Source organism: Klebsiella sp. JN_Kp121, from assembly GCF_040062145.1.
Lineage (GTDB): Bacteria > Pseudomonadota > Gammaproteobacteria > Enterobacterales > Enterobacteriaceae > Klebsiella > Klebsiella aerogenes.
Genome location: NZ_JBEAHX010000002.1, coordinates 300,148 through 326,511 on the forward strand (window position 1 = coordinate 300,148; position 26,364 = coordinate 326,511).

Sequence of the window (26,364 nt, forward strand, 5' to 3'; positions counted from 1 at the left end):
GTAATGGAAATCTTACTATGGTCATTAAGGCGCAAAGCCCTGCGGGTTTCGCGGAAGAGTACATCATTGAAAGTATCTGGAATAACCGTTTCCCGCCTGGATCTATTCTCCCTGCTGAACGTGAACTTTCTGAACTGATTGGTGTGACCCGAACAACTCTGCGCGAAGTGTTGCAACGTCTGGCCCGTGATGGCTGGCTGACTATCCAGCACGGTAAACCGACGAAGGTGAACAACTTCTGGGAAACCTCCGGACTGAATATTCTTGAGACGCTGGCGCGCCTCGACCACGATAGCGTGCCGCAACTGATTGATAACTTGCTGTCGGTGCGAACCAATATCTCGACGATTTTTATTCGTACCGCCTTCCGCCAGCACCCGGACAAAGCGCTGGAGGTACTGTCTACCGCCCGTGAAGTTGAAGATCATGCCGACGCTTTCGCCGAGCTGGATTACAACATCTTCCGCGGTCTGGCGTTTGCCTCCGGCAACCCGATCTACGGTCTGATCCTCAACGGCATGAAGGGGCTGTATACCCGCATCGGCCGTCACTATTTTGCTAATCCGGAAGCGCGTAGCCTGGCGCTGGGTTTCTATCACCAGTTGGCGAAAGTGTGCGAAGAAAGTCAGCACGATAAAGTGTACGAAATCGTCCGCGCCTATGGCCACAACAGCGGCGAGATCTGGCATCGGATGCAAAAAACGCTGCCCGGCGATTTAGCCATTAATATGCGCTAAGTACGGCTCACTCTATAAAAAGGCCCGGAAAATCCGGGCATTTTTTTCAGCCTTACAGCGCGTTCTGCCGCGGCGGCGTGCGATCCAACAGCTCAACGCTGCCGTCGGCATTCTGCTGCTCAAGGATCACGTCAAAGCCCCACAGGCGGTGAACGTGTTTGAGTACCTCGCGGCGGCTCTTATCCAGCGGCACGCGGTTGTGCGGCACATAGCGCAGCGTCAGCGAACGGTCGCCGCGCAGGTCAACGTTCCAGACCTGAATATTCGGTTCGAGGTTGCTGAGGTTATACTGCGCCGACAGCTTAGAACGAATTTCCCGATAGCCTTCCTCATTATGAATGGCGGAAATCTCCAGGTAATTATTGTGGTCGTCGTCGAGTACGGTGAACAAGCGGAAATCGCGCATCACCTTCGGCGACAGGAACTGGCTGATAAAGCTCTCATCTTTAAAATCGCGCATGGCGAAATGCAGCGTCTCCAGCCAATCGGAACCGGCGATATCCGGGAACCAGTAGCGATCTTCTTCCGTTGGCGACTGGCAGATACGTTTAATATCCTGGAACATGGCGAAACCCAGCGCGTAGGGGTTGATCCCGCTGTACCACGGGCTGTTGTAGGGCGGCTGGAACACTACGTTGGTGTGGCTGTGCAGAAACTCCAGCATAAAGCGCTCTGTCACTTTTCCTTCGTCATACAGATGATTGAGGATGGTGTAGTGCCAGAATGTCGCCCAACCCTCGTTCATCACCTGAGTCTGTTTCTGCGGATAAAAATACTGGCTGACCTTACGCACGATACGCAGGATCTCGCGCTGCCAGGACTCAAGCAGCGGCGCGTTCTTCTCCATGAAGTACAGCAGGTTCTCTTGCGGTTCGGAAGGATAACGGCGGCTCGCCTCGATGGCTTTTTCCTCTTCCCGTTTTGGCAGAGTACGCCACAGCATGTTCACCTGGCTTTGCAGATACTCTTCGCGGCTTTTCTGTCGCGCCTTCTCCTCCTGCAGCGATATTTTCTGCGGGCGTTTGTAGCGGTCGACACCGTAGTTCATTAGCGCATGGCAGGAGTCGAGCAATTTTTCGACTTCATCGACGCCGTAGCGCTCTTCACATTCGGTAATGTATTTACGCGCGAATATAAGGTAGTCGATGATTGAGCTGGCATCGGTCCAGCTGCGGAACAGATAGTTGTTTTTAAAGAAGGAGTTGTGCCCATAACAGGCGTGCGCCATCACCAGCGCCTGCATGGTAATGGTGTTCTCCTCCATCAAATAAGCGATACAAGGGTTGGAGTTGATGACTATCTCATAGGCCAGACCTTGCTGACCGTGTTTATATGCCTGCTCGGTTTCGATAAATTTTTTGCCGAACGACCAGTGGGGATAGTTGATCGGCATCCCGACGCTGGAGTAGGCGTCCATCATCTGTTCGGAGGTGATCACCTCGATTTGATGCGGATAGGTGTCAAGACGATACAGCTTCGCCACCCGATCGACCTCGGCGAGATAGGTTTCCAGCAGTTCAAAAGTCCAGTCGGGTCCATCGCTTAACCGGGTGGTGTCCCTGTTCATGGAATCAATCGTAGCCATTAGCGCGCCCTCGTTGTTGGTGGTTCTCTCTTTGTGGAGAACCTCTTATCAAGCATAGAACACGCCATAACAAACTGCGTCTGCGGGTAATTTCTTTTCTTCGCGATTTCACAATCCTAAAGGCCTTAATTTAACATTTGTGCAGCATTTTATACTGAGGAAAAATAAAGCGCAGCAGGAGATCGTAAATCTCTGGTGTCAGTGCTGGTGCGGTTTGGTGTGAGATAAGTCACCATAAATAAAGCGTATGTTGAATAATATTTTCATCTGGGTTATCAATTTGTAATTAGATGATTGTTCTTTAACTATTACGGAGTGGCTATGCGAGTCGTCATACTGGGAAGTGGGGTGGTTGGGGTAGCGAGCGCCTGGTATTTAAGCCAGGCGGGACATGAGGTGACGGTTATCGACCGTCAGCCAGGGCCCGCTGAAGAAACCAGCGCCGCCAACGCCGGGCAGATCTCTCCCGGCTACGCGGCGCCGTGGGCGGCGCCGGGCGTGCCGCTGAAGGCGATTAAATGGATGTTCCAGCGCCATGCGCCATTGGCGATTGGCCTTGACGGCACGCAGTTCCAGCTCAAGTGGATGTGGCAGATGCTGCGTAACTGCGATACCCGCCACTATATGGAAAACAAAGGGCGTATGGTGCGCCTGGCGGAATATAGCCGTGATTGCCTGAAAGCGCTGCGTGAAACCACCGGTATCCAGTATGAAGGCCGCCAGGGGGGCACCCTGCAGCTTTTCCGCACCGAAAAACAGTATGAAAACGCCACTCGCGATATCGCCGTGCTGGAAGAGGCCGGCGTGCCGTATCAACTGCTGGAAGCCAACCGCCTGCGCGAAGTCGAACCGGCGCTGGCGGAAGTCAGCCATAAACTGACCGGCGGCCTGCGCCTGCCAAACGATGAAACCGGCGATTGCCAGCTCTTCACCACCCGTCTGGCGGCGATGGCCGAGGCGGCAGGGGTGACTTTCCGCTTTAATACCGCCGTCGATGCGCTGCTTTACGAAGGCGATCAAATCGCCGGTGTGAAATGTGGCGAAGAAATTATTAAGGGCGACGCCTACGTGATGGCGTTTGGTTCTTACTCCACCGCGATGCTCAAAGGGCTGGTGGATATCCCGGTCTATCCGCTGAAAGGCTACTCGTTGACTATTCCGATTGCCGAAGAGAGCGGCGCGCCGGTATCGACTATCCTTGATGAGACTTACAAAATCGCGATTACCCGTTTCGATAAGCGTATTCGCGTTGGCGGGATGGCGGAAATTGTCGGCTTCAATAAAGAGTTGCTGAAGCCGCGCCGCGAGACGCTGGAGATGGTGGTTCGCGATCTGTTCCCGCGCGGCGGCTACGTTGAGCAGGCTACCTTCTGGACCGGCCTGCGGCCGATGACGCCGGATGGTACGCCGGTGGTTGGCCGTACGCCGTACAAAAACCTGTGGCTGAACACCGGGCACGGTACGCTGGGCTGGACCATGGCCTGCGGGTCCGGGCAGCTTCTGAGCGACCTGATCTCCGGGCGTACGCCGGCGATCCCTTATGATGATCTGGCCGTGGCGCGTTACAGCCCGGGCTTTACGCCGGCTCGCGCTCAGCATCTGCACGGCGTGCATAACTAAGGAGCCTCCATGTCTCGTCCGGTAAAAGCCAGCATTGATCTGTCGGCTTTACGTCAGAATTTACAGATTGTTCGCCGCGCCGCCCCTGGGGCGCGCGTTTGGGCGGTGGTGAAGGCGAATGCCTATGGCCACGGCCTGGCGCGGATGTGGCAGGCGCTGAACGCCGCAGATGGATACGCATTGCTCAATCTCGAAGAGGCAATCCTGCTGCGGGAAAAGGGCTGGAAAGGACCGATTCTACTGCTGGAAGGGTTCTTTCACGCCGATGAACTGGCGCTGCTTGATAAGTATCGTCTGACCACCAGCGTACACAGCAACTGGCAAATTAAAGCCCTGCAGCAGGCTAAACTGCATGCGCCGCTGGATATCTATCTTAAAGTGAATAGCGGTATGAATAGGCTGGGCTTTATGCCCGAGCGAGTGCATACCGTCTGGCAACAGCTGCGATCGCTCGCCAACGTCGGTGAAATGACGCTGATGTCGCATTTCGCTGATGCGGAAAACCCGGAGGGCATCGCGGAGCCCATGCGCCGTATCGAACAGGCGGCGGAGGGGCTGGACTGCCCGCGTTCGTTGTCGAACTCAGCGGCCACGCTGTGGCATCCGGAAGCGCACTTTGATTGGGTGCGTCCGGGAATTGTGCTGTATGGCGCATCGCCGTCGGGCCAGTGGCGGGATATTGCCAATAGCGGCCTGAAACCGGCGATGACCCTCAGCAGTGAAGTGATTGCCGTACAGACGCTGAAAAGCGGCGAACGGGTGGGTTACGGTGGGTTGTATCAGGCCGCAGGTGAACAGCGCATCGGCATTGTCGCCTGCGGTTATGCCGACGGCTATCCGCGCGTCGCCCCAAGCGGCACGCCGGTGCTGGTCGATGGCGTACGCACCACCACCGTCGGGCGTGTTTCGATGGATATGTTGGCGGTAGATCTGACGCCTTGCCCGCACGCGGGTATTGGCGCGCCGGTCGAGTTATGGGGACAGGAGATTAAGATTGACGATGTCGCTGCGGCCAGCGGCACCGTCGGTTATGAATTAATGTGCGCCCTGGCGCCACGCGTGCCGGTAGTGACAGTGTAACTTTGTGTGAGGCGGATCACTCCGCCTCATCTTCCGCGACCCGCACACCCACCTTCAGTACGTGATCGTCCTCTTTTTCCGCGACCGTCCACACCATACCGGCAAACTCCACCTGATCGCCAACGACCGGCGCGGCGCCTAATAGCTGCTGTATCACATCGCCCAGCGACTGCTGATGCTCGCGAAACTCCTCGCCGCCGTCGAGGCCGTAGATCTGCGCCACGTCGGCGAATTTAGCTTCCGCATCGAGGATGAAGTCGCCAAAGAATCGCTGATCGAGAGAAACCGGCGGCGACTGGCTAAACATTTTACCTAACGCCGGCAGGTCGCGCTCGCGGCCGATAACACAAAGAATATCGCCATCCATCAGCCGCGTGCTGCCGGTAGGATGCAGCAGTACGTTGTCGCGGAAGAGTGCCGCGATGCGCGTCTCCGGCGGCATGTGGAGGTCGCGCAACGCTGCGCCAACGCACCATTTATCATCACCCAACTGGTAGACAAACTGTTCCCAAGGATTTTCCGGATGGATATCCAGCCCGACGCGTGAGATAGGCCAGCCGACCGGTGGTACCACGACTTTCGCTTTTTTCGCCGCCCAGGAGAGTGAGGTGCCCTGAAGTAGCAGTGAAATCAACACCACGAAAAAGGCGACGTTAAAGAACAGTCGCGCGTTCTCAAGCCCGGCCATCATCGGGAAAACAGCGAGGATAATCGGCACCGCGCCGCGCAATCCGACCCAGCTGATAAACACTCGCTCGCGCAGATTAAAACCGCGGAACGGCAGCAGGCCGGCGAATACCGACAGCGGACGCGCGATGAAGATCATCCACATTGACAGCAGTAGCGCCGGAATCGCGATCGGCCACAGGTCGGACGGCGTCACCAGCAGACCCAGGACGAGGAACATGGCGATTTGCGCTAGCCACGCCAGGCCGTCAAAGTTTTGCAGAATGCCGTGGCGGTTGCGAATGGGTTTATTACCGAGCAGGAAACCGCAGAGATAGACCGCGAGGATACCGCTACCGTTAAGAGACGTGGTGACGGCGAAAATCATGATCCCGCCACTTAGCGCCAGTAGCGGGTAGAGCCCGGTGGGCAGGACAATACGGTTAATCATCTGCAGCAGCAAATAGCCGCCGCCAAGACCAATAGCGATGCCCAGACCAAACTGTTGAATGATATGCACCACAAACATCCAGCTCAGACCGGCTTCATGCTGCTGGATCATTTCAATCAGGGTAATGGTGAGGAATACCGCCATCGGGTCGTTACTACCGGATTCAATTTCAAGGGTCGAGCCAACGCGCTCGTTAAGCCCTTTACCGCCGAGCAGCGAGAACACCGCCGCCGCGTCGGTGGAGCCGACAATGGCGCCGATCAGCAGCCCTTCGATTAAATCGAGCTTGAACAGCCATGCCGCCATCATCCCGGTGAGGGCGGAGGTTATCAGCACGCCGACCGTCGCCAGCGATAGCGCTGGCCAGAGTGCCACGCGAAACGAACTGGCCTGGGTGCGCATACCGCCGTCCAGCAGGATCACCGCCAGCGCGAGGTTACTCACCATATAGGCGAAGGGATAGTTATCGAAAGGAATGCCGCCGATACCGTCAACGCCTGCCAGCATACCGATAGCGAGGAAGATAACCAGAATCGGGATGCCGAGGCGCGAGGAGAAAGAACTCAATAAAATACTGCAGGTTACTAAAACAGAACCCAGGATAAACAGACTAATGACCGCAGCGGCGTCCAATGTTCACGTACTCCTTGTCAGCGTGAAGGGGTGAAAATTACACCATTTTAACAATCCGCGCGTTTTCAGGATACTCGCGGAGAGGAATTTTTATTCCGCCAGCACCGGATGGCCGCTTATCGTTAACGTTGCGACAGAGGCGTTGTTGACCAGCCGTGCCCGTGCGCCGAGAGGCAAAGTCACGGTGCGCTGTTCATGACCGAATTCGAGTCCGGTCAGCAGCGGGATGGCGAGTTGCTGACGTAGCCAGGCGTAGACGGTGGGTAGATCGTAACCGTCGTCGTAGTCGTTGGGTTGCGCCCCGGTAAAGCTGCCGAGCACAATGGCCCGTTGGCGGGCAAGGATCCCGCTGTTGAGCAACTGCAGCAGCATACGCTCTACGCGGAACGGGTGTTCGTTGATATCCTCAAGCACCAGAATACCGCCGTCAATCTGCGGTAGCCACGGCGTGCCGATGAGCGACGTGACCATCGCCAGATTGCCGCCCCACAGGGTGCCTTCGGCGCGGCAGGTTGGGCCATCGCTTTGCCATTCGAGGGTAAACACCGGTTCGCGCAGCGCCTGCCAGAAGTGATGTTCAGTAAACGCATTCAGGGTTTCTGCGCCGAAATTGCCCGCTAACATCGGCCCACTGAAGCTGATAGCGTTGGCTTTAGCCAGCAGTCCCATCTGGATGGCGGTGAAATCACTGTGGCCGCAGATAAGCAGCGGATCCCGCTGCTGGCGCGCGGACAAGGCCTGCCAGTCGATTTGCGGTAGTAACCGGGTGGCGCCATAGCCGCCGCGTACCGCCAGCACGATGCGGTTTTTTCCCTCAAGGGCCGCAAGTTGGTTAATATCGGCCAGGCGTTCGCTGTCGCTGCCGGCGAAACGCTGCTGTCGACGGGGGATCGCCTGTTGGTTCAGTACCTGATGACCGACCTCTTCAAGACGGGCCACGCCAAGGGCCGCAGCCTGTTGATTGATACAGTAACCGGAAGGGGCGACCAGATAAAACTGAGACATGGCAATTCCTTGCAAAGAATGAAAGGGTTATCATGCCGCCTGGAACGTGTATTGTCATCTCCGTGCGGCAAACTTCAGCCAATAAGGATAGATGTGTGAAATTGAGATGGTTTGTTTTTTTATTTGTATTGTTGGCCGGTTGTAGCTCGAAGCACGATTACACCAATCCGCCGTGGAACCCGGAAGTCCCGGTGAAGCGGTCGATGCAGTGGATGCCGATTAGCGAAAAAGCCGGCGCCGCGTGGGGGGTAGACCCGCAGCTGATAACGGCGATCATCGCGATTGAATCCGGCGGTAATCCCTCGGTGGTCAGTAAATCCGGCGCGGTCGGGCTGATGCAGTTGAAGCCGTCGACCTCCGGGCGCGATGTCTATCAACGGATGGGGTGGCGTGGCCAGCCTTCGGTAAGCGAGCTGAAGAATCCGGAACGCAATATCTCGATGGGGGCCGCTTACCTGAGCATTCTGGAAAACGGCCCGCTGGCGGGGATTAAAGACCCGCAGGTGATGCGCTATGCGGTGGTGGTCTCTTATGCCAACGGCGCGGGGGCGCTGCTGCGTACTTTCTCGTCGAATCGCCAGGACGCTATTGACGAGATTAACGATCTCGATGCCGATGAGTTCTTTGAACACGTGGCGAAAAAGCATCCTGCTCCACAGGCGCCGCGCTATATCTGGAAACTGCAGAAAGCGCTGGACGCGATGTAATTCCTATCCTTGTGTTGCCTCCGGGAGGTTCCCGGAGGCAACGTTGTCAGAAATCGTAGCCCACGGTTGCCGTGACGCTGCGTTCAGCCCCCCAGTAACAGTTGCCGGTGCCGTAGCAGCCGGAAAGATATTCACGATCGCCGATATTATTCGCGTTAACCTGGATATAGGCGCCTTTCATCGCTGTCGACCACGCTCCGAGGTCGGCGCGCGCCATCGCATCTATCAGGGTGACTGACGGTAAACGTTCGGTATTGGCGTCATCAGCCCACTGTTTACCGATATAGCGCACGCCCGCGCCAACAGTAATGCCCGCCGGCAATTGATAGCGCGCCCAGAACGAGGCCATCTGATCCGGCGACAGCTGTGGCGTATTACTATCGGTGCCGTCTTTCGTGTCCTGAAAGCGCAGACGATTCCAGGTATAAGAGGCAATAGTGCTCAATTGCGGCGTAATCTGGTTATGTGCTTCCAGCTCTACGCCCTGCGAATGCACTTTCCCGGCGGGAATATAGGTGGCGGTGGCAATGTTCGGGTCGCGGGTGGCGACATCCTTTTGCATCAAGTCGTATATCGCGATGCTATACAAATCGCTGCTGCCCGGCGGCTGGAATTTCAGGCCTGCTTCCACCTGTTCGGCGGTGGTAGGTTTTAATAACGTACCATCGGCGCCCGGCAGCATCGCCGGGGTAATCGCCTGGCTGTAGCTTAAGTAGGGCGAAAGGCCGTTATCGAGCGCATACAGCAGCGAGGCGCGGCCGCTGATGTGATCGTCGGAGCGGCGGTTCGACGTGCCTGAGGTGTCGCTAACCTGCTGTGAAACGATGCGGTCGTAGCGCCCGGAAACATCAAGATGCCAGCGGTTCCATACCATCTCATCCTGCAGATAAAGCCCGGTCTGGTAATAACGGCGATTATTATTATCGCTGTAGGTGATGGTATGCCCGGTTTGCGGCGTATAGCCGGTGAACGGGTTGAGCGGCGCCGCGTTGCCGGCGCCGGTCCACAAATCGTTGCGGAAGCGATGATACTCAGCGCCGAGGATTAGCGTATGCGCCAGTTCACCGGTCGTAAAATCGGCGCGCAGGCGGTTATCGGTTGACCAGGCGTCCAGCGAACCGCGGGAACCGCTGTAGCCGCGGGAAAGCATGTCGCTGTCACCTACCCAGCCAACCTGATAAACCTGATCCAGCGAGACGTTCGTATGGGTATAGCTGCCCGCGGAGTAGGCCGACCAGACATCGTTAAACTGGTGGTTGAACTCGTAGCTGTAGATCTGTTCGCGGCGCTGGTAGCCATCACCCGGATCGCCTTCATTGGTGCTGGGTGAAAGTTTACGGCCGTTGTGCGCGTAACGGGTGCCATCCAGCGGCAGAGAGCCGTGGTAGCCGCCTGAGGGATCTTTTTGCAGGTAGGCGCGCAACAGCAACGAAGTATCGCTATCCGGTTGCCACAGCAAGGAAGGCGAAATCGCGTAGCGCTCTTCGCGGGTATGGTCATACTGCGTATCGCTGCTGCGGGTCATGCCGATGAGCCGCCAGGCCCACTGGTCGTTGATGGCGTCGGTATAGTCAAAGGCCGCGCCCTTGGTATTTTGCGTGCCGCCGGTCAGGCGAAAGTGACCCTGCTGGCTGAACTGCGGCCGTTTGGAGGTCAAATTGACCACCCCGCCCGGTACGCTCTGACCATAAAGGGCGGAAGAGGGGCCGCGGATGACGTCGACGCGCTCAATAAACCATGGGTCGATCTGCAGCACGTTATGGCTGCCGCCGTCGCTCATCAGGCGCATGCCGTCAAGGAACAGGTTATCGACGTCGCCGCCGTGGTAGCCGCGCAGCGAGATGGTATCAAAGCGCGTCGCGCCGCCGCCAAAACTGGAATAAACCCCCGGCGTATACTGGAGCGCCTGGCTTACGGTATTGGCGCCCTGATCGGCGATCTGCTGGCGGGTGATCACCGATACCGACTGGGCGGTAGTGATCAACGGCTGATCGGTTTTCGTGGCGCCGGTTGACGTTTTGGCGCTATAGCCTTGTGTCTGCGCGCTGGCGGAGTCGTCAGGCTTTGCGGTAACGATTAGAGTATCTTCCGCCTGTGCGGCGAGAGGGAAGGCGGCCGCGAGGGCGCACACCAGCGCGGAGCGTTTGAAGTAAACAGAGGAGATCATGCCATAATCCTGAATAGCGCGGTCTGGCACTCCTGTGCGCCGCCGCGGAAATAAACGAAATGCTTTTTCGTTAAAAATAATGCGAATTATTATCGTTTGCCTTTGCATGATCAAGCAAAATAGTCCTCCTCAGAGCAAGAAGACATTTTGCTGGCTGTCGAGCGGATGATGGGGTGACGTCGATGGAAAAGCGCGGCGAAGATATAGCCGCGCGCAGGGGGATTACTGGGCTTTTTTCTCCGGAGCCGCCACGGCATCGTTCGCGGCTGGCTGTTGGCCGGTGGCGCTTTCTGTCTGCGTCGGCCGGGTCGCCGGCAGGGCATCGCACGGTTTTTCCTGCGGGCAAACCAGGTCGAGCATCTTTAACGTCACGCCATTGGTCCAGCCAAAGCCGTCCTGCAGCGGGTATTCACCGCCGCCGCCGCCGGTACCCGTTGAACTCACGTCATATTTCTCTACCAGCTTCTGCTTGCTGTCATAGGTGTGCTGGACGTTGCTGAGGAAGCGCCAGGTGACCTCCATGGCCACCTTTTTCTGACCGTAGTTCTGCAGGCCTTCCACCGCCACCCACTGCAACGGCGCCCAGCCGTTTGGCGCGTCCCATTGCTGGCCGCTATTGACCGTGGTCGTGGTGAGGCCGCCGGGCTTCAGCAGGCGGCTTTCGGCGGCGGCGGCGACTTTCGCGGCGCGTTCGCTGGAGGCCGCTTTGACGTACAGCGGGAACAGCGCCGCGGCGGTCAGCTGATTACGGACTTTATGGCTCTTCAGATCGTAATCGGCATACCAGCCTTCTTTATCGTTCCACAGATATTTTTCCAGCGCTTTCTGACGGGCGTTCGCTAGCGCATCGTACTGTCCGGCTTTGGCGCTGTCGCCAGCGGCCTTACTGGCGCGGGCGATGGTTTTTTCCATGTGGAACATCAGCGCATTGAGATCGACAGGAAGGATGCTGGTGGTGCGGATAGTCCCCAGTTGCTGCGGATTATCCATCCAGCGAGAGCTGAAGTCCCATCCGGAAGCCGCGGCGGAACGTAGGTCGCGATAGATTTCGGTGGCCGGGCGGTTAGGATTGTTTTTGGCGGTGGTGACATCGTCCAGCCAGGACTCCGGGCGCGGCGTATCGTTATCATCCCAGTAGCGGTTAAGCAGCGCGCCATCTTCCATACGCACCACGCGTTTATTGGCCTTGCCGGGCGTTAGCGCATCGGCGCCTTCCATCCAATAGCGATACTCTTTTTCCATCTGTGGCAGCCAGGTCTTCAGCGCCCGATCGCCATCGTGGCTGGCCAGCAGCTCAACCATAAAGGAGAAGAACGGCGGCTGCGAACGGCTCAGATAGTAGCTGCGGTTGCCGTTTGGAATATGGCCCCAGCGGTCTATTTCGGCGGCGAAGTTGGCCACCATGTCTTCCACTTTATCCCAGTGCCCGCTTTCGGCGAGGCCCAGCATGGTGAAATAACTATCCCAGTAATAAACCTCGCGGAAGCGTCCACCGGGTACCACATAAGGTTTCGGCAGCGGCAGCAGCGAATCCCATTTCTCGACCTCGACGGTGCTACGGGTTAATACCGGCCATAGCCCATCGATGTGTTGACGCAGAGTTTGCCCTTTCGGCGGCACGTACTGATCGTTATCACGCGGCAGGGTGAAGTTGATCTCGACGAAATGGCGCAGATCGAAGCTGGCCTGGCTTTTTTGCATCCGATAGTCGGCAAGGATCATCAGCGGATCGCTGTTCGGTACCGCATCAGCGAAGGTTTTTTGGTCAGGGAAGAGTTTCGCGCTCTGCACGTCGTTAAACAGCGGGCCTAATAGTTCATCAGGCGATTGCGGTACCGGGGAGGTGTTGTCATCTGCCTGCGCGGCGAATGTCGCCAGGCTTAATATTGCGCCTCCCAGTGCCAGTTGAATAAGGTAGGTCAGGGTTTCCGGGCGACGTAGAACCGATCTCGTCATCGATAATTCTCCATTTTTGCGTTTTGCTGACTTCGCGCCACTGCGAACGGCCATCAGAAAACCTTAGCCGAATATCGGCCGCTTCGCGTGTTGGAGTTAACATTTTGACCGAAAACAGACTATTTACCTGGCGATGTATTGTCCGGGGGTCTTGCCGGTCTGGCTGCGGAAAAAGTAGATAAAGGCGCTATCGCTGGCAAACTCCAGCGCCTGGGCGACATCCGTAATGCGTTGACCGCTGGCCAATAGCTCAACGGCTTTCATCAGCCGCCACTGTTGGCGCCACTGCTGATATGACATGCCGGTTTCACGTTGAAACAGGCGGCTGATGGTCTTTTCTCCGGCGCCGCATTGCGCCGCCAGTTGCTGAAGCTGCGGCGGTTGCCCATGGCCGTTGAGATGGCGCAGACGTTTATCCTGCGGCAGCGTTAGCATCATCGGCTCATGTTTTGCCGCGCCGATTTCCGCCACGCAGAGCGCCGCCAGGTGCCGGGCCGGGCCCTGTTGCCAGTCAGTATCCCACGGGCTGGCGCTAATGCGTTCGAGCAACTCGCGCAGCAGCGGGGTAACGTTGAGGATGGCCGGGGCGGCGGGTAACTCGGGATAATGCGTATTGGCGAACCACACCGAACGGTAATCAACGATGTGCTGCATTTGGGCGCGGTGCGTCACGCCTGCGGGGATCCACGCCGCGCGGGTCGGCGGTAACATACACAATAGCGCGCCATCATTTAGCGTCAGCCGGATACAACCCTGACGGGTAAATAACATCTGCCCCATTTGATGACGATGCAGACCGTCGTCATGATCGCCGTTAAGCGTGGATTGTACGCCAATCAGCGGCGCACTGAGCGTATCAGGGTCAAAGGATGCATCCGCGCTGAGCCATGCCATAATGTCTGATTCTCGATGTTAAATGTCATTATATTTATAATCGCCGTTTTTGCCGCTCCCTACAATGGCGCCTTTGACGAGGGAGGTGGATATGTTAAGTCGTTCGGCGATGGCGCTGGTTACCGCATTACTCATGTTTCCGCAAATCGCGGAGACGATCTATAGCCCGGCGCTGACTGATATCAGCGCACATTTTTCCGTTAGCGCCGCCGATGCGGCGCAGACGCTGGCGGTCTATTTTATCGGCTTTGCCGTTGGCGTGCTGTTCTGGGGCTGGTTCAGCGACCGGCGCGGGCGGCGGCCGGCGTTATTGCTCGGTCTGGCGGTGTATACCGCAGGTTGTATGCTGGCGCTGGCGGCGCCAGATTTTAGCGTACTGCTGGCGGCTCGTATCGTGGCGGCTTTCGGCGCGGCAATCGGGTCGGTGGTTGGGCAAACGGTGCTGCGGGATGCGTTTGATGGCCGGAGGTTGGCGGCGATCTTTTCTTTTGTCGGCATGGCGCTGGCTATCAGCCCGGCAATTGGCGTTTATCTTGGCGGCGTGCTGACGGCCTGGCGCGGAATGAACGGCGTCTTCGGCGCACTGGCGTTGCTGGCGGCGGCGCTGTTGCTGCTGTGCGCGGTGATCATGCCGGAAACCCGGCCGCCGCGAACGGGGAATCAGGCGCTCTGGCCGTTAATGCTGCGCATGCTGGCGGATGCGAAAATCCGTTTTGCGGTGGCGCTGGTGGCGGCATTGAATATCGGTTTGTTCAGCTATTACAGCCAGGGACCTTTCCTTTTTGCCCGCCTGGGACTGGATGCGCGGACCTTTGGCTATAGCGGCATGGCGCTGGCGGCAGGGGCGTTGGTTGGCGCGCAGGGCAATCGTTTGTTGCTGCGACGTGGAGCAGGGCAGCGGCCTATTTTTATCTGTGCCGGTCTGCTGTTATTGCTCGCCAGCGCAGGCGTATGCCTGTTAGCGGATTCATGGTTCTTTTTGCTGCCGATGATCGCAGTGGCGACAGCCTATGCCATGGCGATCCCCGTAGTGCTGGGAACGGCGCTTAGCGACTACGCTGATTGTCGTGGTAGCGCCGGAGCGATGTTCGGCCTGACCTATTATTTGGTTATCGGCTTGGGGCTGGCATTCGTGGGGTGGGGGCAATCGCTCGGCGTTGCGTTGGCAATCTGTGCGGTGATTTGCGCGTTAACCGGTTGGCGTTATCTGCGATACATTGATGATTAGTTTCTGGATTTGTGATGATTAGCGCAAATCACTATTTAGCAGGTTTGTGAGTGGATGAAAAATCGATATTGATTTTAATCAAGGAATTACCTGCTATAAAATAGCTAAAAAATGAGGTTAAAATAATGTTGTAAATGATAATTCATTGTTTGTTTTTGTTTTCGTCTAGATTAATGAAATATATCTTTACATACAAATAAAGCGAAAAATTGTGACCTCATCCCGTAATAAATCGAAATAAATACAGTTTTCTCATTTTATTTGATTGTTTACACCTGTGTTTTAATCAGGAATTAATGTGAAATATCTCCTTTTATTGCTTGAAAATTACCCTTTCCCTGCTCGCGTTTAGCTTAAAAATTAACCTTTTTTATCCCCATAAATTTTTTTTATCCCCTCATATTTCTTTGACTAAAATCATGCTTAATTTCATGTTTTTGTTTTTATCTTATTGATTTTAGTTGCTTTATTTTGTTTCATGGATGAGGTTGATTGTAGGTGAAAGTGCTTTGTGAGTGGTCTCACACAACCATCGGATCATCATTTGATACACTTTCCGCCGTCAACAAAGTCATTAACGTGGATAACCAATATGAATACTATTCCGCTCCCTAAAACTCAGCACCTGGTTGTATTCCAGGAGGTGATCAGAAGTGGTTCGATTGGTTCGGCAGCGAAAGAGTTAGGATTAACTCAACCTGCAGTCAGTAAAACGATTAATGATATTGAAGACTATTTCGGCACTGAGCTTATTGTCCGTAAAAATACCGGTGTTAAGTTGACGGAGGCCGGACAGGTGCTGTTGAGCTGGTCGGAGTCGATTACCCGCGAAATGAAAAATATGGTTAACGAAATGAACAGCATGACCTGCAGTACCGTCGTTGACGTCTCTTTCGGTTTCCCGTCGCTGATCGGCTTCACTTTTATGTCGGATATGATCCATAAATTCAAAAAGTTATTTCCCAAAGCACAGGTCTCGATGTACGAAGCGCAGCTTTCATCGTTCCTGCCGGCGATTCGCGATGGCCGTCTCGATTTCGCCATCGGCACGTTGAGCGATGAGATGAAGCTGCACGATCTGCATGTCGAACCGCTATTTGAATCGGAGTTCGTGCTGGTGGCCAGCAAATCGCGAACGCGCAGCGGCAGTGCCACGCTGGCATCGTTACAGCACGAACAGTGGGTATTGCCGCAAACTAATATGGGTTACTACAGTGAACTCCTCGCCACGCTTCAACGCAGCGGCATCAACAATGAAAACATCGTTAAAACAGACTCTGTCGTTACTATTTATAATCTTGTTCTCAATGCTGATTTCCTGACGGTTATTCCTTGTGATATGACCGCACCTTTTGGCTCTAATCAATTTATTACCATTCCTGTCGAGGATGCGTTACCGGTGGCGCATTATGCTGCGGTGTGGTCGAAAAATTATCGCATTAAAAGCGCGGCCTCGGCGTTAGTTGAATTAGCGAAAGAATATTCAGCCCATAGCGGCTGCCGACGACGACAATTAATTACCGTGGACTAATTGTCTTTTTATATTAATTGAAACTTAAGCTGCGATCTGTTTATCAATCGCTGCCCATTAACGCTATTTTTTAATTCCAGGTTAAGAGGTTCTCATGCATATTACATACGATCTTCCGGTTGCTATTGAAGATATCCTCGAAGCGAAAAAAAGATTGGCAGGTAAAATATATAAAACGGGGATGCCGCGCTCAAATTATTTCAGTGAACGATGCAAAGGCGAAATCTTCCTTAAGTTTGAAAATATGCAGCGCACCGGTTCTTTTAAAATTCGCGGCGCGTTTAATAAACTCAGCTCGCTGACCGATGCCGAAAAGCGCAAAGGCGTGGTGGCGTGTTCCGCCGGTAACCATGCGCAGGGCGTTTCGCTCTCCTGCGCTATGCTCGGTATTGACGGCAAAGTGGTGATGCCGAAAGGCGCGCCAAAATCGAAAGTTGCCGCCACCTGCGACTATTCGGCGGAAGTGGTGCTACATGGCGATAACTTTAACGACACCATCGCCAAAGTCAGCGAAATTGTCGAAATGGAAGGGCGGATATTTATTCCTCCCTACGATGACCCGAAAGTGATAGCCGGCCAGGGGACTATTGGTCTCGAGATCATGGAGGATTTATATGATGTCGATAACGTTATTGTGCCGATTGGCGGCGGCGGTTTAATTGCCGGCATCGCGGTGGCAATTAAATCGATTAACCCGACCATTCGTATTATTGGCGTACAGTCGGAAAACGTTCACGGCATGGCCGCCTCGTATTACGCCGGAGAAATTACCAATCATCGCACTAATGCCACCCTTGCTGACGGTTGCGACGTTTCTCGTCCGGGAAATATTACCTATCAGATCGTGCGTGAATTAGTCGACGATATTGTGCTGGTCAGCGAAGACGAAATTCGCAACAGTATGGTCGCACTTATTCAACGCAATAAAGTCATTACCGAAGGGGCCGGGGCGTTAGCCTGTGCCGCATTATTAAGCGGTAAGCTGGATAGCTATATTCAGAACCGAAAAACCGTCAGCATTATTTCCGGCGGTAATATCGACCTGTCTCGCGTATCGCAAATTACTGGTTTAGTTGACGCTTAATCTTTTTGATGAGGATAGGATATGAGTACTACAGATAGCATTGTATCCAGCCAGACAAAAGAGTCGTCCTGGCGCAAATCGGACACCACCTGGACCCTGGGCTTATTCGGCACCGCCATTGGCGCCGGGGTATTATTCTTCCCGATCCGCGCCGGCTTCGGCGGCCTGATCCCCATCTTACTGATGTTAGTGCTGGCCTACCCGATCGCCTTCTATTGCCACCGGGCGCTGGCGCGGCTGTGCCTTTCCGGCTCAAATCCTTCCGGCAACATCACCGAAACGGTAGAGGAGCACTTTGGTAAAACCGGCGGGGTGGTGATTACCTTCCTTTATTTCTTTGCGATTTGCCCGCTGCTGTGGATTTACGGCGTGACAATCACTAATACCTTTATGACCTTCTGGGAAAACCAGCTGCAGTTGCCGGCGCTGAACCGCGGTTTTGTCGCGCTGTTCCTGCTGCTGCTAATGGCGTTCGTCATCTGGTTCGGTAAAGACCTGATGGTGAAAGTGATGAGCTATCTGGTATGGCCATTTATCGCCAGCCTGGTGCTGATTTCGCTGTCGCTGATCCCTTACTGGAACTCCGCGGTTATCGATCAGGTCAATTTAAGCGAGATTTCGCTAACCGGTCACGATGGCATTCTGGTTACCGTCTGGTTGGGTATTTCGATTATGGTGTTCTCGTTTAACTTCTCGCCTATTGTCTCTTCATTCGTGGTTTCCAAGCGCGAAGAGTATGAAAAAGAGTTTGGTCGCGAGTTCACCGAGCGCAAATGTTCTCAGATTATCTCTCGCGCCAGCATGCTGATGGTGGCCGTGGTAATGTTCTTTGCCTTCAGCTGCCTGTTTACTCTGTCGCCGCAGAATATGGCCGATGCCAAGGCGCAGAATATCCCGGTGCTCTCATACCTGGCGAACCACTTCGCCTCGCTGTCCGGCACCAAATCCACCTTTGCCACGGTGCTTGAATATGGCGCGTCAATCATTGCGCTGGTGGCGATTTTCAAATCCTTCTTCGGCCACTATCTCGGCACGCTGGAAGGCCTGAACGGTCTGGTGCTGAAGTTTGGCTACAAAGGCGATAAAACCCGCGTTTCCAGCGGCAAGCTCAACACCATCAGCATGATCTTTATCATGGGCTCAACGTGGATTGTCGCCTACGCCAACCCGAACATTCTCGATCTGATTGAAGCGATGGGCGCGCCGATTATTGCCTCACTGCTGTGCCTGCTGCCGATGTACGCCATTCGTAAAGCGCCATCGTTGGCTAAATATCGCGGCCGCCTGGACAACGTCTTCGTCACGGTAATCGGTCTGCTGACCATTCTGAACATCGTTTACAAACTGTTTTAATTAAGCTCAGGACGAGCGGAGTGATGACATGAATGAATATCCGGTAGTACTGGTCATTAACTGCGGCTCGTCTTCAATTAAATTTTCAGTACTTGATGCCGCCAGCTGTGAAGTATTAATGGCTGGTATTGCAGATGGCATTAATTCTGAAAATGCGTTCCTGTCAATAAATGGTGGAGAGCCGGCTAAGCTGGCTCACCGCAGCTATGAGGGCGCATTGAAGGCGATCGCATTTGAATTAGAAAAACGAGATTTAATGGATAGCGTGGCGTTAATTGGCCACCGTATCGCGCACGGCGGCAGCATATTTACCGAATCGGCGATCATTACCGATGAGGTTATCGATAATATTCGCCAGGTGTCGCCGCTGGCGCCGCTACATAATTACGCCAATCTCAGCGGTATTGAATCAGCGCAGCAGTTATTCCCCGGCGTACTGCAGGTGGCGGTGTTTGATACCAGCTTTCATCAGACGCTGGCGCCAGAGGCATTTCTTTACGGCCTGCCTTGGGACTATTACCAGCGATTGGGCGTGCGTCGCTATGGTTTCCACGGCACCTCGCACCGTTATGTGGCTCAGCGCGCGCTGGCGCTGCTTGATTTACCCGAGCAGGATAGCGGGCTGGTCATTGCTCATCTTGGCAACGGCGCGTCGATTTGCGCGGTACGCAACGGCCACAGCGTGGACACCTCGATGGGCATGACGCCGTTGGAAGGTTTGATGATGGGCACCCGCAGCGGGGATGTCGATTTTGGCGCGATGGCGTGGATTGCCGGCGAAACTAACCAGACGCTCAGCGATCTGGAACGCGTGGTGAATAAGGAGTCCGGATTGTTGGGGATATCCGGATTGTCATCCGACCTGCGGGTGCTGGAAAAAGCCTGGCATGAGGGGCATGAACGCGCGCGGTTGGCGATTAAAACCTTTGTGCATCGTATTGCCCGCCACATTGCCGGCCATGCCGCCTCGCTACGCCGCCTTGACGCGATTATTTTTACCGGCGGCATCGGCGAAAATTCGGTATTAATTCGCCAACTGGTGATTGAGCATTTAGCGGTATTTGGCGTCAGCCTGAACGATGCGTTAAATAAACAACCCAACTCCGCCGGTGAACGTATTATTTCTTCCCGCGAGGCTCGAGTGATATCTGCAGTCATACCCACCAATGAAGAGAAGATGATTGCGCTCGATGCCATTCATTTAGGCAAAATTAATGCATCCCTGGAATTTGCTTAATTACGTTGTTGTCCTGTAGAGAGATTATTTTTCATGAAGGTAAATATCGATACCAGCGATATGCTGTACGCCGAAGCATGGCACGGATTTAACGGTACGGACTGGAAAGAAGAAATTAATGTCCGTGACTTTATTCAGCACAACTATACGCCATATACCGGGGATGAATCGTTCCTCGCACAGGCGACGCCGGCGACGACCGCGCTGTGGGAAAAAGTGATGGCCGGCATTCGCGTAGAGAACGCCACCCACGCGCCGGTTGATTTTGATACCAATATCGCCACCACCATTACCGCTCACGATGCCGGCTATATCGACCAGGCGCTGGAGAAAATTGTCGGTCTGCAAACGGATAAACCGCTCAAGCGCGCGCTACATCCGTTTGGCGGCATTAACATGATTAAAAGCTCGTTTGATGCCTATGGCCGGGAAATGGATAGCCAGTTTGAATATCTGTTTAGCGAGCTGCGTAAAACCCACAATCAGGGGGTATTTGACGCCTATTCGCCGGATATGCTGCGCTGCCGTAAATCCGGCGTGTTGACTGGCCTGCCGGACGGCTATGGCCGCGGGCGTATTATTGGCGACTACCGCCGCGTGGCGCTATACGGCATTCGCTACCTGGTGCGGGAACGTGAGCTACAGTTTGCCGATCTGCAGGCAACGCTCGAGCGCGGGCAGGATCTGGAAGCCACTATTCGTCTGCGTGAAGAGCTGGCGGAGCACCGCCGCGCGCTGCTGCAAATGCAGGAGATGGCGGCGAAATATGGCTGTGATATCTCCCGCCCGGCGCGCAACGCCCAGGAAGCGGTACAGTGGTTGTACTTCGCCTATCTGGCGGCGGTGAAATCGCAAAACGGCGGCGCGATGTCGCTTGGGCGCACCGCCTCCTTCCTCGATATCTATATCGAGCGCGACTTCCACGCCGGGATCCTCAATGAACAACAGGCCCAGGAGCTGATCGACCACTTCATTATGAAGATCCGCATGGTGCGTTTCCTGCGTACGCCGGAATTCGACACGCTGTTCTCCGGCGATCCCATCTGGGCAACCGAAGTGATTGGCGGGATGGGGCTGGATGGCCGCACGCTGGTGACTAAAAACTCTTTCCGCTATCTGCATACGCTGCACACCATGGGCCCGGCGCCGGAACCTAACCTTACCGTATTGTGGTCTGAAGCGCTGCCGATTGCCTTTAAGAAATACGCCGCCCAGGTCTCGATCGTCACTTCCTCGCTACAGTATGAAAACGATGACCTGATGCGCGCCGATTTCAACAGTGATGATTACGCCATTGCCTGCTGCGTCAGCCCGATGGTTATCGGCAAACAGATGCAGTTCTTCGGCGCGCGCGCCAACCTCGCCAAAACGCTGCTGTACGCAATCAATGGCGGGGTGGATGAGAAACTCAAAATCCAGGTTGGGCCGAAAACGGCGCCGCTGATGGACGACGTGCTGGATTACGACAAAGTGATGGCCAGCCTCGATCATTTTATGGATTGGCTGGCGGTGCAGTACATCAGCGCGCTGAACATCATTCATTACATGCATGATAAATACAGTTATGAAGCCTCACTGATGGCGCTGCACGACCGCGATGTATACCGCACTATGGCCTGCGGGATTGCCGGGCTGTCGGTGGCGGCGGATTCGCTTTCGGCTATTAAGCACGCGAAGGTGAAACCCATCCGCGACGACAGCGGCCTGGCGATCGATTTTGAGATTGAAGGCGATTATCCGCAGTACGGCAATAACGATCGGCGCGTCGATAGTATCGCCTGCGATCTGGTTGAACGTTTTATGAAGAAAATTAAGGTGTTGCCGACCTACCGTAACGCGGTGCCGACGCAGTCGATTCTGACGATTACCTCAAACGTGGTGTACGGTCAGAAAACTGGTAATACCCCGGATGGCCGCCGCGCCGGTACGCCGTTTGCGCCGGGGGCAAATCCGATGCATGGCCGCGATCGCAAAGGGGCGGTCGCTTCGTTGACTTCCGTGGCTAAGTTGCCGTTCGCCTACGCGAAGGACGGGATCTCTTATACCTTCTCGATTGTCCCGGCGGCGTTAGGCAAAGAGGCGAGCGTCCGGCAAACCAACCTCGTCGGTCTGCTTGATGGCTACTTCCACCACGAAGAACGAATCGAGGGCGGCCAGCATCTGAACGTCAACGTGATGAACCGCGAGATGCTACTGGACGCCATAGCTCATCCGGAAAATTATCCGAACCTGACCATCCGCGTCTCTGGCTATGCGGTGCGCTTTAATGCGCTGACCCATGAACAGCAGCAGGATGTCATTTCGCGAACCTTCACCCAGGCGCTTTAACGCAACGGGGCGACGATCATGGTCGCCCCATTTTTTTCGTGGCTATGAAACCTGGTCTTCACTACACGGTAAACCGAGGTGTGAATATGATTAGCGCTTTCGATATTTTCAAAATTGGTATTGGCCCTTCGAGCTCCCATACGGTGGGGCCGATGAATGCAGGAAAAAGTTTTATCACCGAGCTGGCGACCCGCGGCAACCTGACGCAGACTACGCGCATTGTCGTCGATCTGTACGGTTCGCTATCGCTGACCGGCAAAGGACACGCGACCGATGTCGCCATCATCATGGGGCTGGCGGGAAATAGTCCGCAGGATGTCGATATTGACGCCATCCCGGGATTTATTCAGCGGGTGACAGAGAGCGGCCGTCTGCCGGTGGCGAAGGGGAGCCGACAGGTCGATTTCCCGCTGCCGGAGAGCATCGTATTTCATGATAGCGCGCTGGCACGCCATGAGAACGGTATGCGCATCAGCGCCTGGGATCATCAGCAGCCGCTACTCAGTAAAACCTATTACTCAATTGGCGGCGGGTTTATCGTTGAGGAGGCATGTTTTGGCCAGACTCACGATGTTGCAACGCCGGTCCCCTTTGATTTCCGCTCCGCCCATCAACTGCTTCAGCTGTGCGAGCACAATGGCCTTTCCATCTCTGGCCTGATGATGCAAAACGAGCTGGCGCTGCGCGATAAGGGACAAATCGAGGCCGGTTTCGCCGCCATTTACGCGGTGATGCATAACGGTATTGAGCGGGGAATGAATACCGAGGGCGTGCTGCCGGGGCCGCTCAACGTACCGCGCAGAGCGGCTGCGCTGCGCCGACAGCTGGTGGCCAGCGACAGCCTTTCCCGCGACCCGATGAACGTTATCGACTGGATCAATATGTTCGCGCTGGCGGTGAGCGAAGAGAACGCCGCCGGTGGCCGGGTCGTCACTGCGCCGACCAATGGCGCATGCGGGATTATTCCGGCGGTTCTGGCCTATTACGACAAGTTTCGCCGCCCGGTCAATGCCAACTCGATAGCCCGCTATCTGCTGGCTGCGGCGGCTATCGGTTCACTGTATAAGATGAATGCCTCTATATCTGGCGCAGAAGTTGGCTGTCAGGGCGAAATTGGCGTGGCCTGCTCTATGGCGGCGGCAGGGCTGACAGAACTGCTTGGCGGCAGCCCGGCGCAGGTATGCAACGCCGCGGAAATTGCGATGGAACATAACCTCGGTCTGACCTGCGATCCGGTGGCCGGACAGGTGCAAATTCCCTGCATCGAACGCAATGCCATCAATGCGGTGAAGGCGGTAAACGCCGCGCGGATGGCGCTCCGTCGTACCAGCGAGCCGCGGGTCTGTCTCGACAAGGTTATTGAGACGATGTATGAAACCGGCAAAGATATGAACGATAAATATCGCGAAACCTCGCGCGGCGGGCTGGCGATAAAAGTGATTTGCGCCTGACGAATCAGAAAGGACTGGGCTGGCGCGCCGCTATCGCTTTACCGCTGACCGGATGATGAAAATGCAGTTCACTGGCGTGGAGCATCAGGCGTGAGGCCTGATGCTCCGCCAGCCCTCCGTAGAGATCGCAGCCGAGAATCGGATAGCCGAGATGCTGGCAGTGGATGCGTAGCTGATGGGTGCGTCCGGTTTCCGGCAGCAGCCGTACGCGCGCTACCGCCAGCGAACCACTGGCTATCGGCAACCATTCCCGTGATAGCACCTGATAGCGCGAGCGCGCCGGTTTACCATTACGCACGCTAATCGCCATGCGCGGAAACAGCTCCGGATCTTTAGCAATCGGCGCGTCTATCACCCCTTCATCTTCCGCAGGATGCCCGCACAACAGGGCGTGATAGACCTTGCTTACCGCCCGCTGGCTGAACTGCTGACACAGCGCGGCGTTGATCGTTTTGTTACGCGCGACCACCATCAGCCCGGACGTCCCGAAATCGAGCCGATGTACCAGCGTGCACCCAGGAAAATCCTGCACCAGGCGATGATGAACTGAATCCAGGTTCTGCGGGTTCTTGCCCGACAGGCTGAGCAGACCGCTGGGTTTGTCGATCAACAACAAATGCGCGTCCTCGTAGAGGATCTTAATCTGCGCGGAACAAGGTGGGGCGATAAAGGTATCAATGACGGTGGACATGGGCAGGCGCTGCATAAGGGTGAGGGGGGATGATAGCGAATCTCTGTCCGGAAGGCGACCTGGGAGTGTACGCTCCGGAACTGAAGACCTTTTTTAAAGTATTGCGATAACAAATTATGCAACCCCCTTTGCAGAGACGAGCTGGCTGTGGTACATAGTTGTTATGTTATAACGTAATAAAATCGATAAGTATGCTTAAGAGTGATACTGAAATACTTAGCATCAAGGGGCTGAGTCTGACTGTCAAAAAGGGGACGGTAATACTTGACGGTATTCATTTCTCACTCCGAGCCGGGGAAAAGTTGGCGGTTATTGGACCTAACGGCAGCGGTAAGTCGAGCCTATTAAGAGCCATTATTGGTGAAGTCAATCCGGATAAAGGAACGCTGTACTGGCAGGGGTGTCCACTACGGCATCTGTCGCCACAAGCGCGCGCGCGGAATATTGCCTTCCTGTCGCAAAACGATATCCCCGATTTACGCCTGACGGTGGAAGAGTATGTTCAATTGGGCCGTTTACCGTATCGCGAATCACCGTCCTCGGCGCAGGGACAGCGCATCGTGGATAGCGTTATTAGTGATACGGGTCTGCAGCCTTTACGCCATCGCCCGCTGGGCAACCTCTCCGGTGGTCAGCGTCAGCGCGCCGCGCTTGCCCGCGCGCTGGCGCAATCCCCCGAATTGCTATTGCTGGATGAGCCGACCAATCACCTCGATCCGCTGGCGAGAAGCGAGTTGCTTACCCTGGTAAAGCGCACAGAGGTGGCGGTGATTGCGGTGTTACACGATCTTGCCGCGGCTGAAGCCTTTGCCGACCGAATGCTGGTTATCCACCACGGCAAGCAGGTGATTTGCGACGTACCCGAGGCTGCGCTGCACCCCAGCGTAAGCTATCCGGTTTTTGGCATGACCAGTTTTCGCGTGGCGCATCCCGTGAGCGGTAAAGCGCTGCGCATTTTTGAAGTTCCTCATCACGCTTAATGACCTCGAGTAAATATGAACAGACTTTTAACTATTTTATGGCTGCTGTTAAGTAGCCCGTTCGCGTTAGCGAATCCATTTCCCGTTACCGTGGACAGCTGCGGTAAACCCATTACCTTTAATCAACCCCCACAGCGTGCGGTAATTAACGATCTTAATATGGCGGAAATGGCCTTTGCGCTCGATCTCCAGGATCGGATTGTGGGGCTAACCGGCATCACCGGCTGGTATAAACTAACACCACAGTTCAAAGCAGCGATGGGGGCCATCCCCGAGCTGGCGCCTAAATACCCGTCGCTGGAAACGCTGCTGGCGGTCCGGCCGGACTTTTTCTTCGCCGGCTGGAACTACGGCATGAAAATTGGCGGAGATGTGACGCCGCAGACGCTGGCGCCATATGGAATTAACACGCTGGTATTGAGTGAAAGTTGCGTACAGGCCGGCGGGCAGGCAAAGAAAGCCGACATGAGTTTGCTTTACAACGATGAACTCAAGTTGGGTAAGATTTTTGGCAAGCAACAACAGGCCGAGGCGTTGGTGGAAGGGTGGAAACGTCGGCTGGCGAACCTGCCTGTCAGGGCAGCGAATACGCCGCCGCAGCGGGTCTTTGTCTATGACTCCGGCGAGGATAAACCCTTCACCAGCGGCAAGTACGGGATGCCGACGGCCATTATCGAGGCGGCCGGGGGACGCAACGTGATGGATACTCTGGACGCGAACTGGACCACGACAAGCTGGGAGGCGGTGGCGGCCAGCGAACCACAGGTGATTATTCTGCTCGATTACCAAACCGGCACGGGAACCGCGGCGCTGCAGCGTGTACTCGAATCTCATCCCCTGATGAAACAGACGCCCGCCGTCCGGCAGCAGCGTTATCTTAAGCTACAGTATGCTGAATTGACTCCGGGTCCGGCGAATATTGCGGCGGTTGAGAAGCTGGCGCACCTCTTATATGCCACGGACGTGAAATGAGGCCGTCA

The 26,364-nt window shown here is 55.3% G+C and carries 20 protein-coding genes; 13 read left to right on the top strand and 7 right to left on the bottom strand.

Translation table 11 applies throughout. The annotated features are described in order from the left end of the window. The first annotated feature begins 17 nt into the window (after positions 1 to 17). The gene (gene fadR / locus ABLU86_RS04110; protein WP_015366064.1) at positions 18 to 737 is read left to right on the top strand and encodes a fatty acid metabolism transcriptional regulator FadR; all 720 of its coding nucleotides are present in this window, start codon (positions 18 to 20) and stop codon (positions 735 to 737) included. Between the two features lie 52 nt (positions 738 to 789). On the opposite strand, the gene ABLU86_RS04115 is transcribed toward fadR, so the two are convergent. Beyond that, on the bottom strand, positions 790 to 2,322 hold the full coding sequence (locus ABLU86_RS04115; protein WP_015705842.1) for a SpoVR family protein: 1,533 nt from the start codon (positions 2,320 to 2,322) through the stop codon (positions 790 to 792). A 321-nt stretch (positions 2,323 to 2,643) separates the two neighbouring features. Between ABLU86_RS04115 and ABLU86_RS04120 the strand changes: the two genes are divergently transcribed. After that, positions 2,644 to 3,942, top strand: coding sequence for a D-amino acid dehydrogenase (locus ABLU86_RS04120; RefSeq protein ID WP_015705841.1), 1,299 nt, complete (start codon positions 2,644 to 2,646; stop codon positions 3,940 to 3,942). Positions 3,943 to 3,951: 9 nt separating this feature from the next. Continuing rightward, entirely contained in the window at positions 3,952 to 5,022 is a 1,071-nt protein-coding gene (gene dadX / locus ABLU86_RS04125; RefSeq protein ID WP_032705940.1) for a catabolic alanine racemase DadX, read from the top strand. 16 nt (positions 5,023 to 5,038) lie between these two features. Here dadX and ABLU86_RS04130 read toward each other — a convergent pair whose 3' ends face one another. Beyond that, the gene (locus ABLU86_RS04130; RefSeq protein WP_015366069.1) at positions 5,039 to 6,772 is read right to left on the bottom strand and encodes a potassium/proton antiporter; all 1,734 of its coding nucleotides are present in this window, start codon (positions 6,770 to 6,772) and stop codon (positions 5,039 to 5,041) included. Positions 6,773 to 6,862: 90 nt separating this feature from the next. Next, the gene (gene ldcA / locus ABLU86_RS04135) at positions 6,863 to 7,777 is read right to left on the bottom strand and encodes a muramoyltetrapeptide carboxypeptidase (protein ID WP_047058136.1); all 915 of its coding nucleotides are present in this window, start codon (positions 7,775 to 7,777) and stop codon (positions 6,863 to 6,865) included. A gap of 95 nt (positions 7,778 to 7,872) precedes the next feature. Between ldcA and emtA the strand changes: the two genes are divergently transcribed. Continuing rightward, the gene (gene emtA / locus ABLU86_RS04140) at positions 7,873 to 8,484 is read left to right on the top strand and encodes a membrane-bound lytic murein transglycosylase EmtA (protein WP_015366071.1); all 612 of its coding nucleotides are present in this window, start codon (positions 7,873 to 7,875) and stop codon (positions 8,482 to 8,484) included. A 46-nt stretch (positions 8,485 to 8,530) separates the two neighbouring features. On the opposite strand, the gene ABLU86_RS04145 is transcribed toward emtA, so the two are convergent. The 3 genes from ABLU86_RS04145 to ABLU86_RS04155 form a co-directional block, all read right to left on the bottom strand. Continuing rightward, a complete protein-coding gene (locus tag ABLU86_RS04145) occupies positions 8,531 to 10,651 on the bottom strand; it encodes a TonB-dependent siderophore receptor (protein WP_045360620.1) in 2,121 nt (706 codons plus the stop codon). A gap of 222 nt (positions 10,652 to 10,873) precedes the next feature. Then, complete coding sequence (locus tag ABLU86_RS04150; RefSeq protein ID WP_045360622.1) at positions 10,874 to 12,607, bottom strand: alpha,alpha-trehalase; 1,734 nt, start codon at positions 12,605 to 12,607, stop codon at positions 10,874 to 10,876. Positions 12,608 to 12,730: 123 nt separating this feature from the next. Further along, a complete protein-coding gene (locus ABLU86_RS04155) occupies positions 12,731 to 13,501 on the bottom strand; it encodes a helix-turn-helix transcriptional regulator (RefSeq protein ID WP_045360624.1) in 771 nt (256 codons plus the stop codon). Positions 13,502 to 13,592: 91 nt separating this feature from the next. Here ABLU86_RS04155 and ABLU86_RS04160 point away from each other — a divergent pair, with 91 nt between their 5' ends. The 7 genes from ABLU86_RS04160 to tdcG all read left to right on the top strand — a co-directional run bounded on the left by ABLU86_RS04160 (position 13,593) and on the right by tdcG (position 23,713). Beyond that, positions 13,593 to 14,729: an MFS transporter gene (locus ABLU86_RS04160; protein ID WP_032714795.1), complete on the top strand. Its 1,137-nt coding sequence runs from the start codon at positions 13,593 to 13,595 to the stop codon at positions 14,727 to 14,729. Between the two features lie 592 nt (positions 14,730 to 15,321). After that, positions 15,322 to 16,260, top strand: coding sequence for a transcriptional regulator TdcA (gene tdcA / locus ABLU86_RS04165; RefSeq protein ID WP_045360627.1), 939 nt, complete (start codon positions 15,322 to 15,324; stop codon positions 16,258 to 16,260). A gap of 94 nt (positions 16,261 to 16,354) precedes the next feature. Continuing rightward, positions 16,355 to 17,344 (top strand): bifunctional threonine ammonia-lyase/L-serine ammonia-lyase TdcB, encoded by a 990-nt coding sequence (tdcB, locus tag ABLU86_RS04170; protein WP_015366079.1) that lies wholly within the window; start codon positions 16,355 to 16,357, stop codon positions 17,342 to 17,344. 21 nt (positions 17,345 to 17,365) lie between these two features. After that, positions 17,366 to 18,697 carry a threonine/serine transporter TdcC gene (gene tdcC, locus ABLU86_RS04175; RefSeq protein WP_020078491.1) on the top strand — a complete coding sequence of 444 codons (1,332 nt, stop codon included), beginning with the start codon at positions 17,366 to 17,368 and terminating at the stop codon, positions 18,695 to 18,697. 28 nt (positions 18,698 to 18,725) lie between these two features. Next, on the top strand, positions 18,726 to 19,934 hold the full coding sequence (gene tdcD, locus ABLU86_RS04180) for a propionate kinase (protein WP_042893449.1): 1,209 nt from the start codon (positions 18,726 to 18,728) through the stop codon (positions 19,932 to 19,934). A gap of 33 nt (positions 19,935 to 19,967) precedes the next feature. After that, positions 19,968 to 22,262, top strand: coding sequence for a formate C-acetyltransferase (gene pflB / locus ABLU86_RS04185; protein WP_015705832.1), 2,295 nt, complete (start codon positions 19,968 to 19,970; stop codon positions 22,260 to 22,262). 86 nt (positions 22,263 to 22,348) lie between these two features. Then, positions 22,349 to 23,713, top strand: coding sequence for an L-serine ammonia-lyase (tdcG, locus tag ABLU86_RS04190; protein ID WP_045360631.1), 1,365 nt, complete (start codon positions 22,349 to 22,351; stop codon positions 23,711 to 23,713). 4 nt (positions 23,714 to 23,717) lie between these two features. On the opposite strand, the gene ABLU86_RS04195 is transcribed toward tdcG, so the two are convergent. Next, positions 23,718 to 24,404 (bottom strand): RluA family pseudouridine synthase, encoded by a 687-nt coding sequence (locus ABLU86_RS04195; RefSeq protein ID WP_032714788.1) that lies wholly within the window; start codon positions 24,402 to 24,404, stop codon positions 23,718 to 23,720. A gap of 191 nt (positions 24,405 to 24,595) precedes the next feature. Between ABLU86_RS04195 and ABLU86_RS04200 the strand changes: the two genes are divergently transcribed. Together ABLU86_RS04200 and ABLU86_RS04205 are read left to right on the top strand one after the other, a co-directional pair. Continuing rightward, positions 24,596 to 25,384 carry an ABC transporter ATP-binding protein gene (locus ABLU86_RS04200; protein WP_045360633.1) on the top strand — a complete coding sequence of 263 codons (789 nt, stop codon included), beginning with the start codon at positions 24,596 to 24,598 and terminating at the stop codon, positions 25,382 to 25,384. A 15-nt stretch (positions 25,385 to 25,399) separates the two neighbouring features. Next, positions 25,400 to 26,356, top strand: a complete 957-nt coding sequence (locus ABLU86_RS04205; RefSeq protein ID WP_042893456.1) for an ABC transporter substrate-binding protein — start codon at positions 25,400 to 25,402, stop codon at positions 26,354 to 26,356. Positions 26,357 to 26,364: the final 8 nt, after the last annotated feature.

What these genes read in the sequence shown, in the direction of transcription:
- fadR (WP_015366064.1), top strand. Translation starts at nt 18, where the DNA reads ATGGTCATTAAGGCGCAAAGCCCTGCGGGTTTCGCGGAAGAGTACATC.
- ABLU86_RS04115 (WP_015705842.1), bottom strand. Translation starts at nt 2,322, where the DNA reads ATGGCTACGATTGATTCCATGAACAGGGACACCACCCGGTTAAGCGAT.
- ABLU86_RS04120 (WP_015705841.1), top strand. Translation starts at nt 2,644, where the DNA reads ATGCGAGTCGTCATACTGGGAAGTGGGGTGGTTGGGGTAGCGAGCGCC.
- dadX (WP_032705940.1), top strand. Translation starts at nt 3,952, where the DNA reads ATGTCTCGTCCGGTAAAAGCCAGCATTGATCTGTCGGCTTTACGTCAG.
- ldcA (WP_047058136.1), bottom strand. Translation starts at nt 7,777, where the DNA reads ATGTCTCAGTTTTATCTGGTCGCCCCTTCCGGTTACTGTATCAATCAA.
- ABLU86_RS04145 (WP_045360620.1), bottom strand. Translation starts at nt 10,651, where the DNA reads ATGATCTCCTCTGTTTACTTCAAACGCTCCGCGCTGGTGTGCGCCCTC.
- ABLU86_RS04150 (WP_045360622.1), bottom strand. Translation starts at nt 12,607, where the DNA reads ATGACGAGATCGGTTCTACGTCGCCCGGAAACCCTGACCTACCTTATT.
- ABLU86_RS04155 (WP_045360624.1), bottom strand. Translation starts at nt 13,501, where the DNA reads ATGGCATGGCTCAGCGCGGATGCATCCTTTGACCCTGATACGCTCAGT.
- ABLU86_RS04160 (WP_032714795.1), top strand. Translation starts at nt 13,593, where the DNA reads ATGTTAAGTCGTTCGGCGATGGCGCTGGTTACCGCATTACTCATGTTT.
- tdcA (WP_045360627.1), top strand. Translation starts at nt 15,322, where the DNA reads ATGAATACTATTCCGCTCCCTAAAACTCAGCACCTGGTTGTATTCCAG.
- tdcB (WP_015366079.1), top strand. Translation starts at nt 16,355, where the DNA reads ATGCATATTACATACGATCTTCCGGTTGCTATTGAAGATATCCTCGAA.
- tdcC (WP_020078491.1), top strand. Translation starts at nt 17,366, where the DNA reads ATGAGTACTACAGATAGCATTGTATCCAGCCAGACAAAAGAGTCGTCC.
- tdcD (WP_042893449.1), top strand. Translation starts at nt 18,726, where the DNA reads ATGAATGAATATCCGGTAGTACTGGTCATTAACTGCGGCTCGTCTTCA.
- pflB (WP_015705832.1), top strand. Translation starts at nt 19,968, where the DNA reads ATGAAGGTAAATATCGATACCAGCGATATGCTGTACGCCGAAGCATGG.
- tdcG (WP_045360631.1), top strand. Translation starts at nt 22,349, where the DNA reads ATGATTAGCGCTTTCGATATTTTCAAAATTGGTATTGGCCCTTCGAGC.
- ABLU86_RS04195 (WP_032714788.1), bottom strand. Translation starts at nt 24,404, where the DNA reads ATGTCCACCGTCATTGATACCTTTATCGCCCCACCTTGTTCCGCGCAG.
- ABLU86_RS04200 (WP_045360633.1), top strand. Translation starts at nt 24,596, where the DNA reads ATGCTTAAGAGTGATACTGAAATACTTAGCATCAAGGGGCTGAGTCTG.
- ABLU86_RS04205 (WP_042893456.1), top strand. Translation starts at nt 25,400, where the DNA reads ATGAACAGACTTTTAACTATTTTATGGCTGCTGTTAAGTAGCCCGTTC.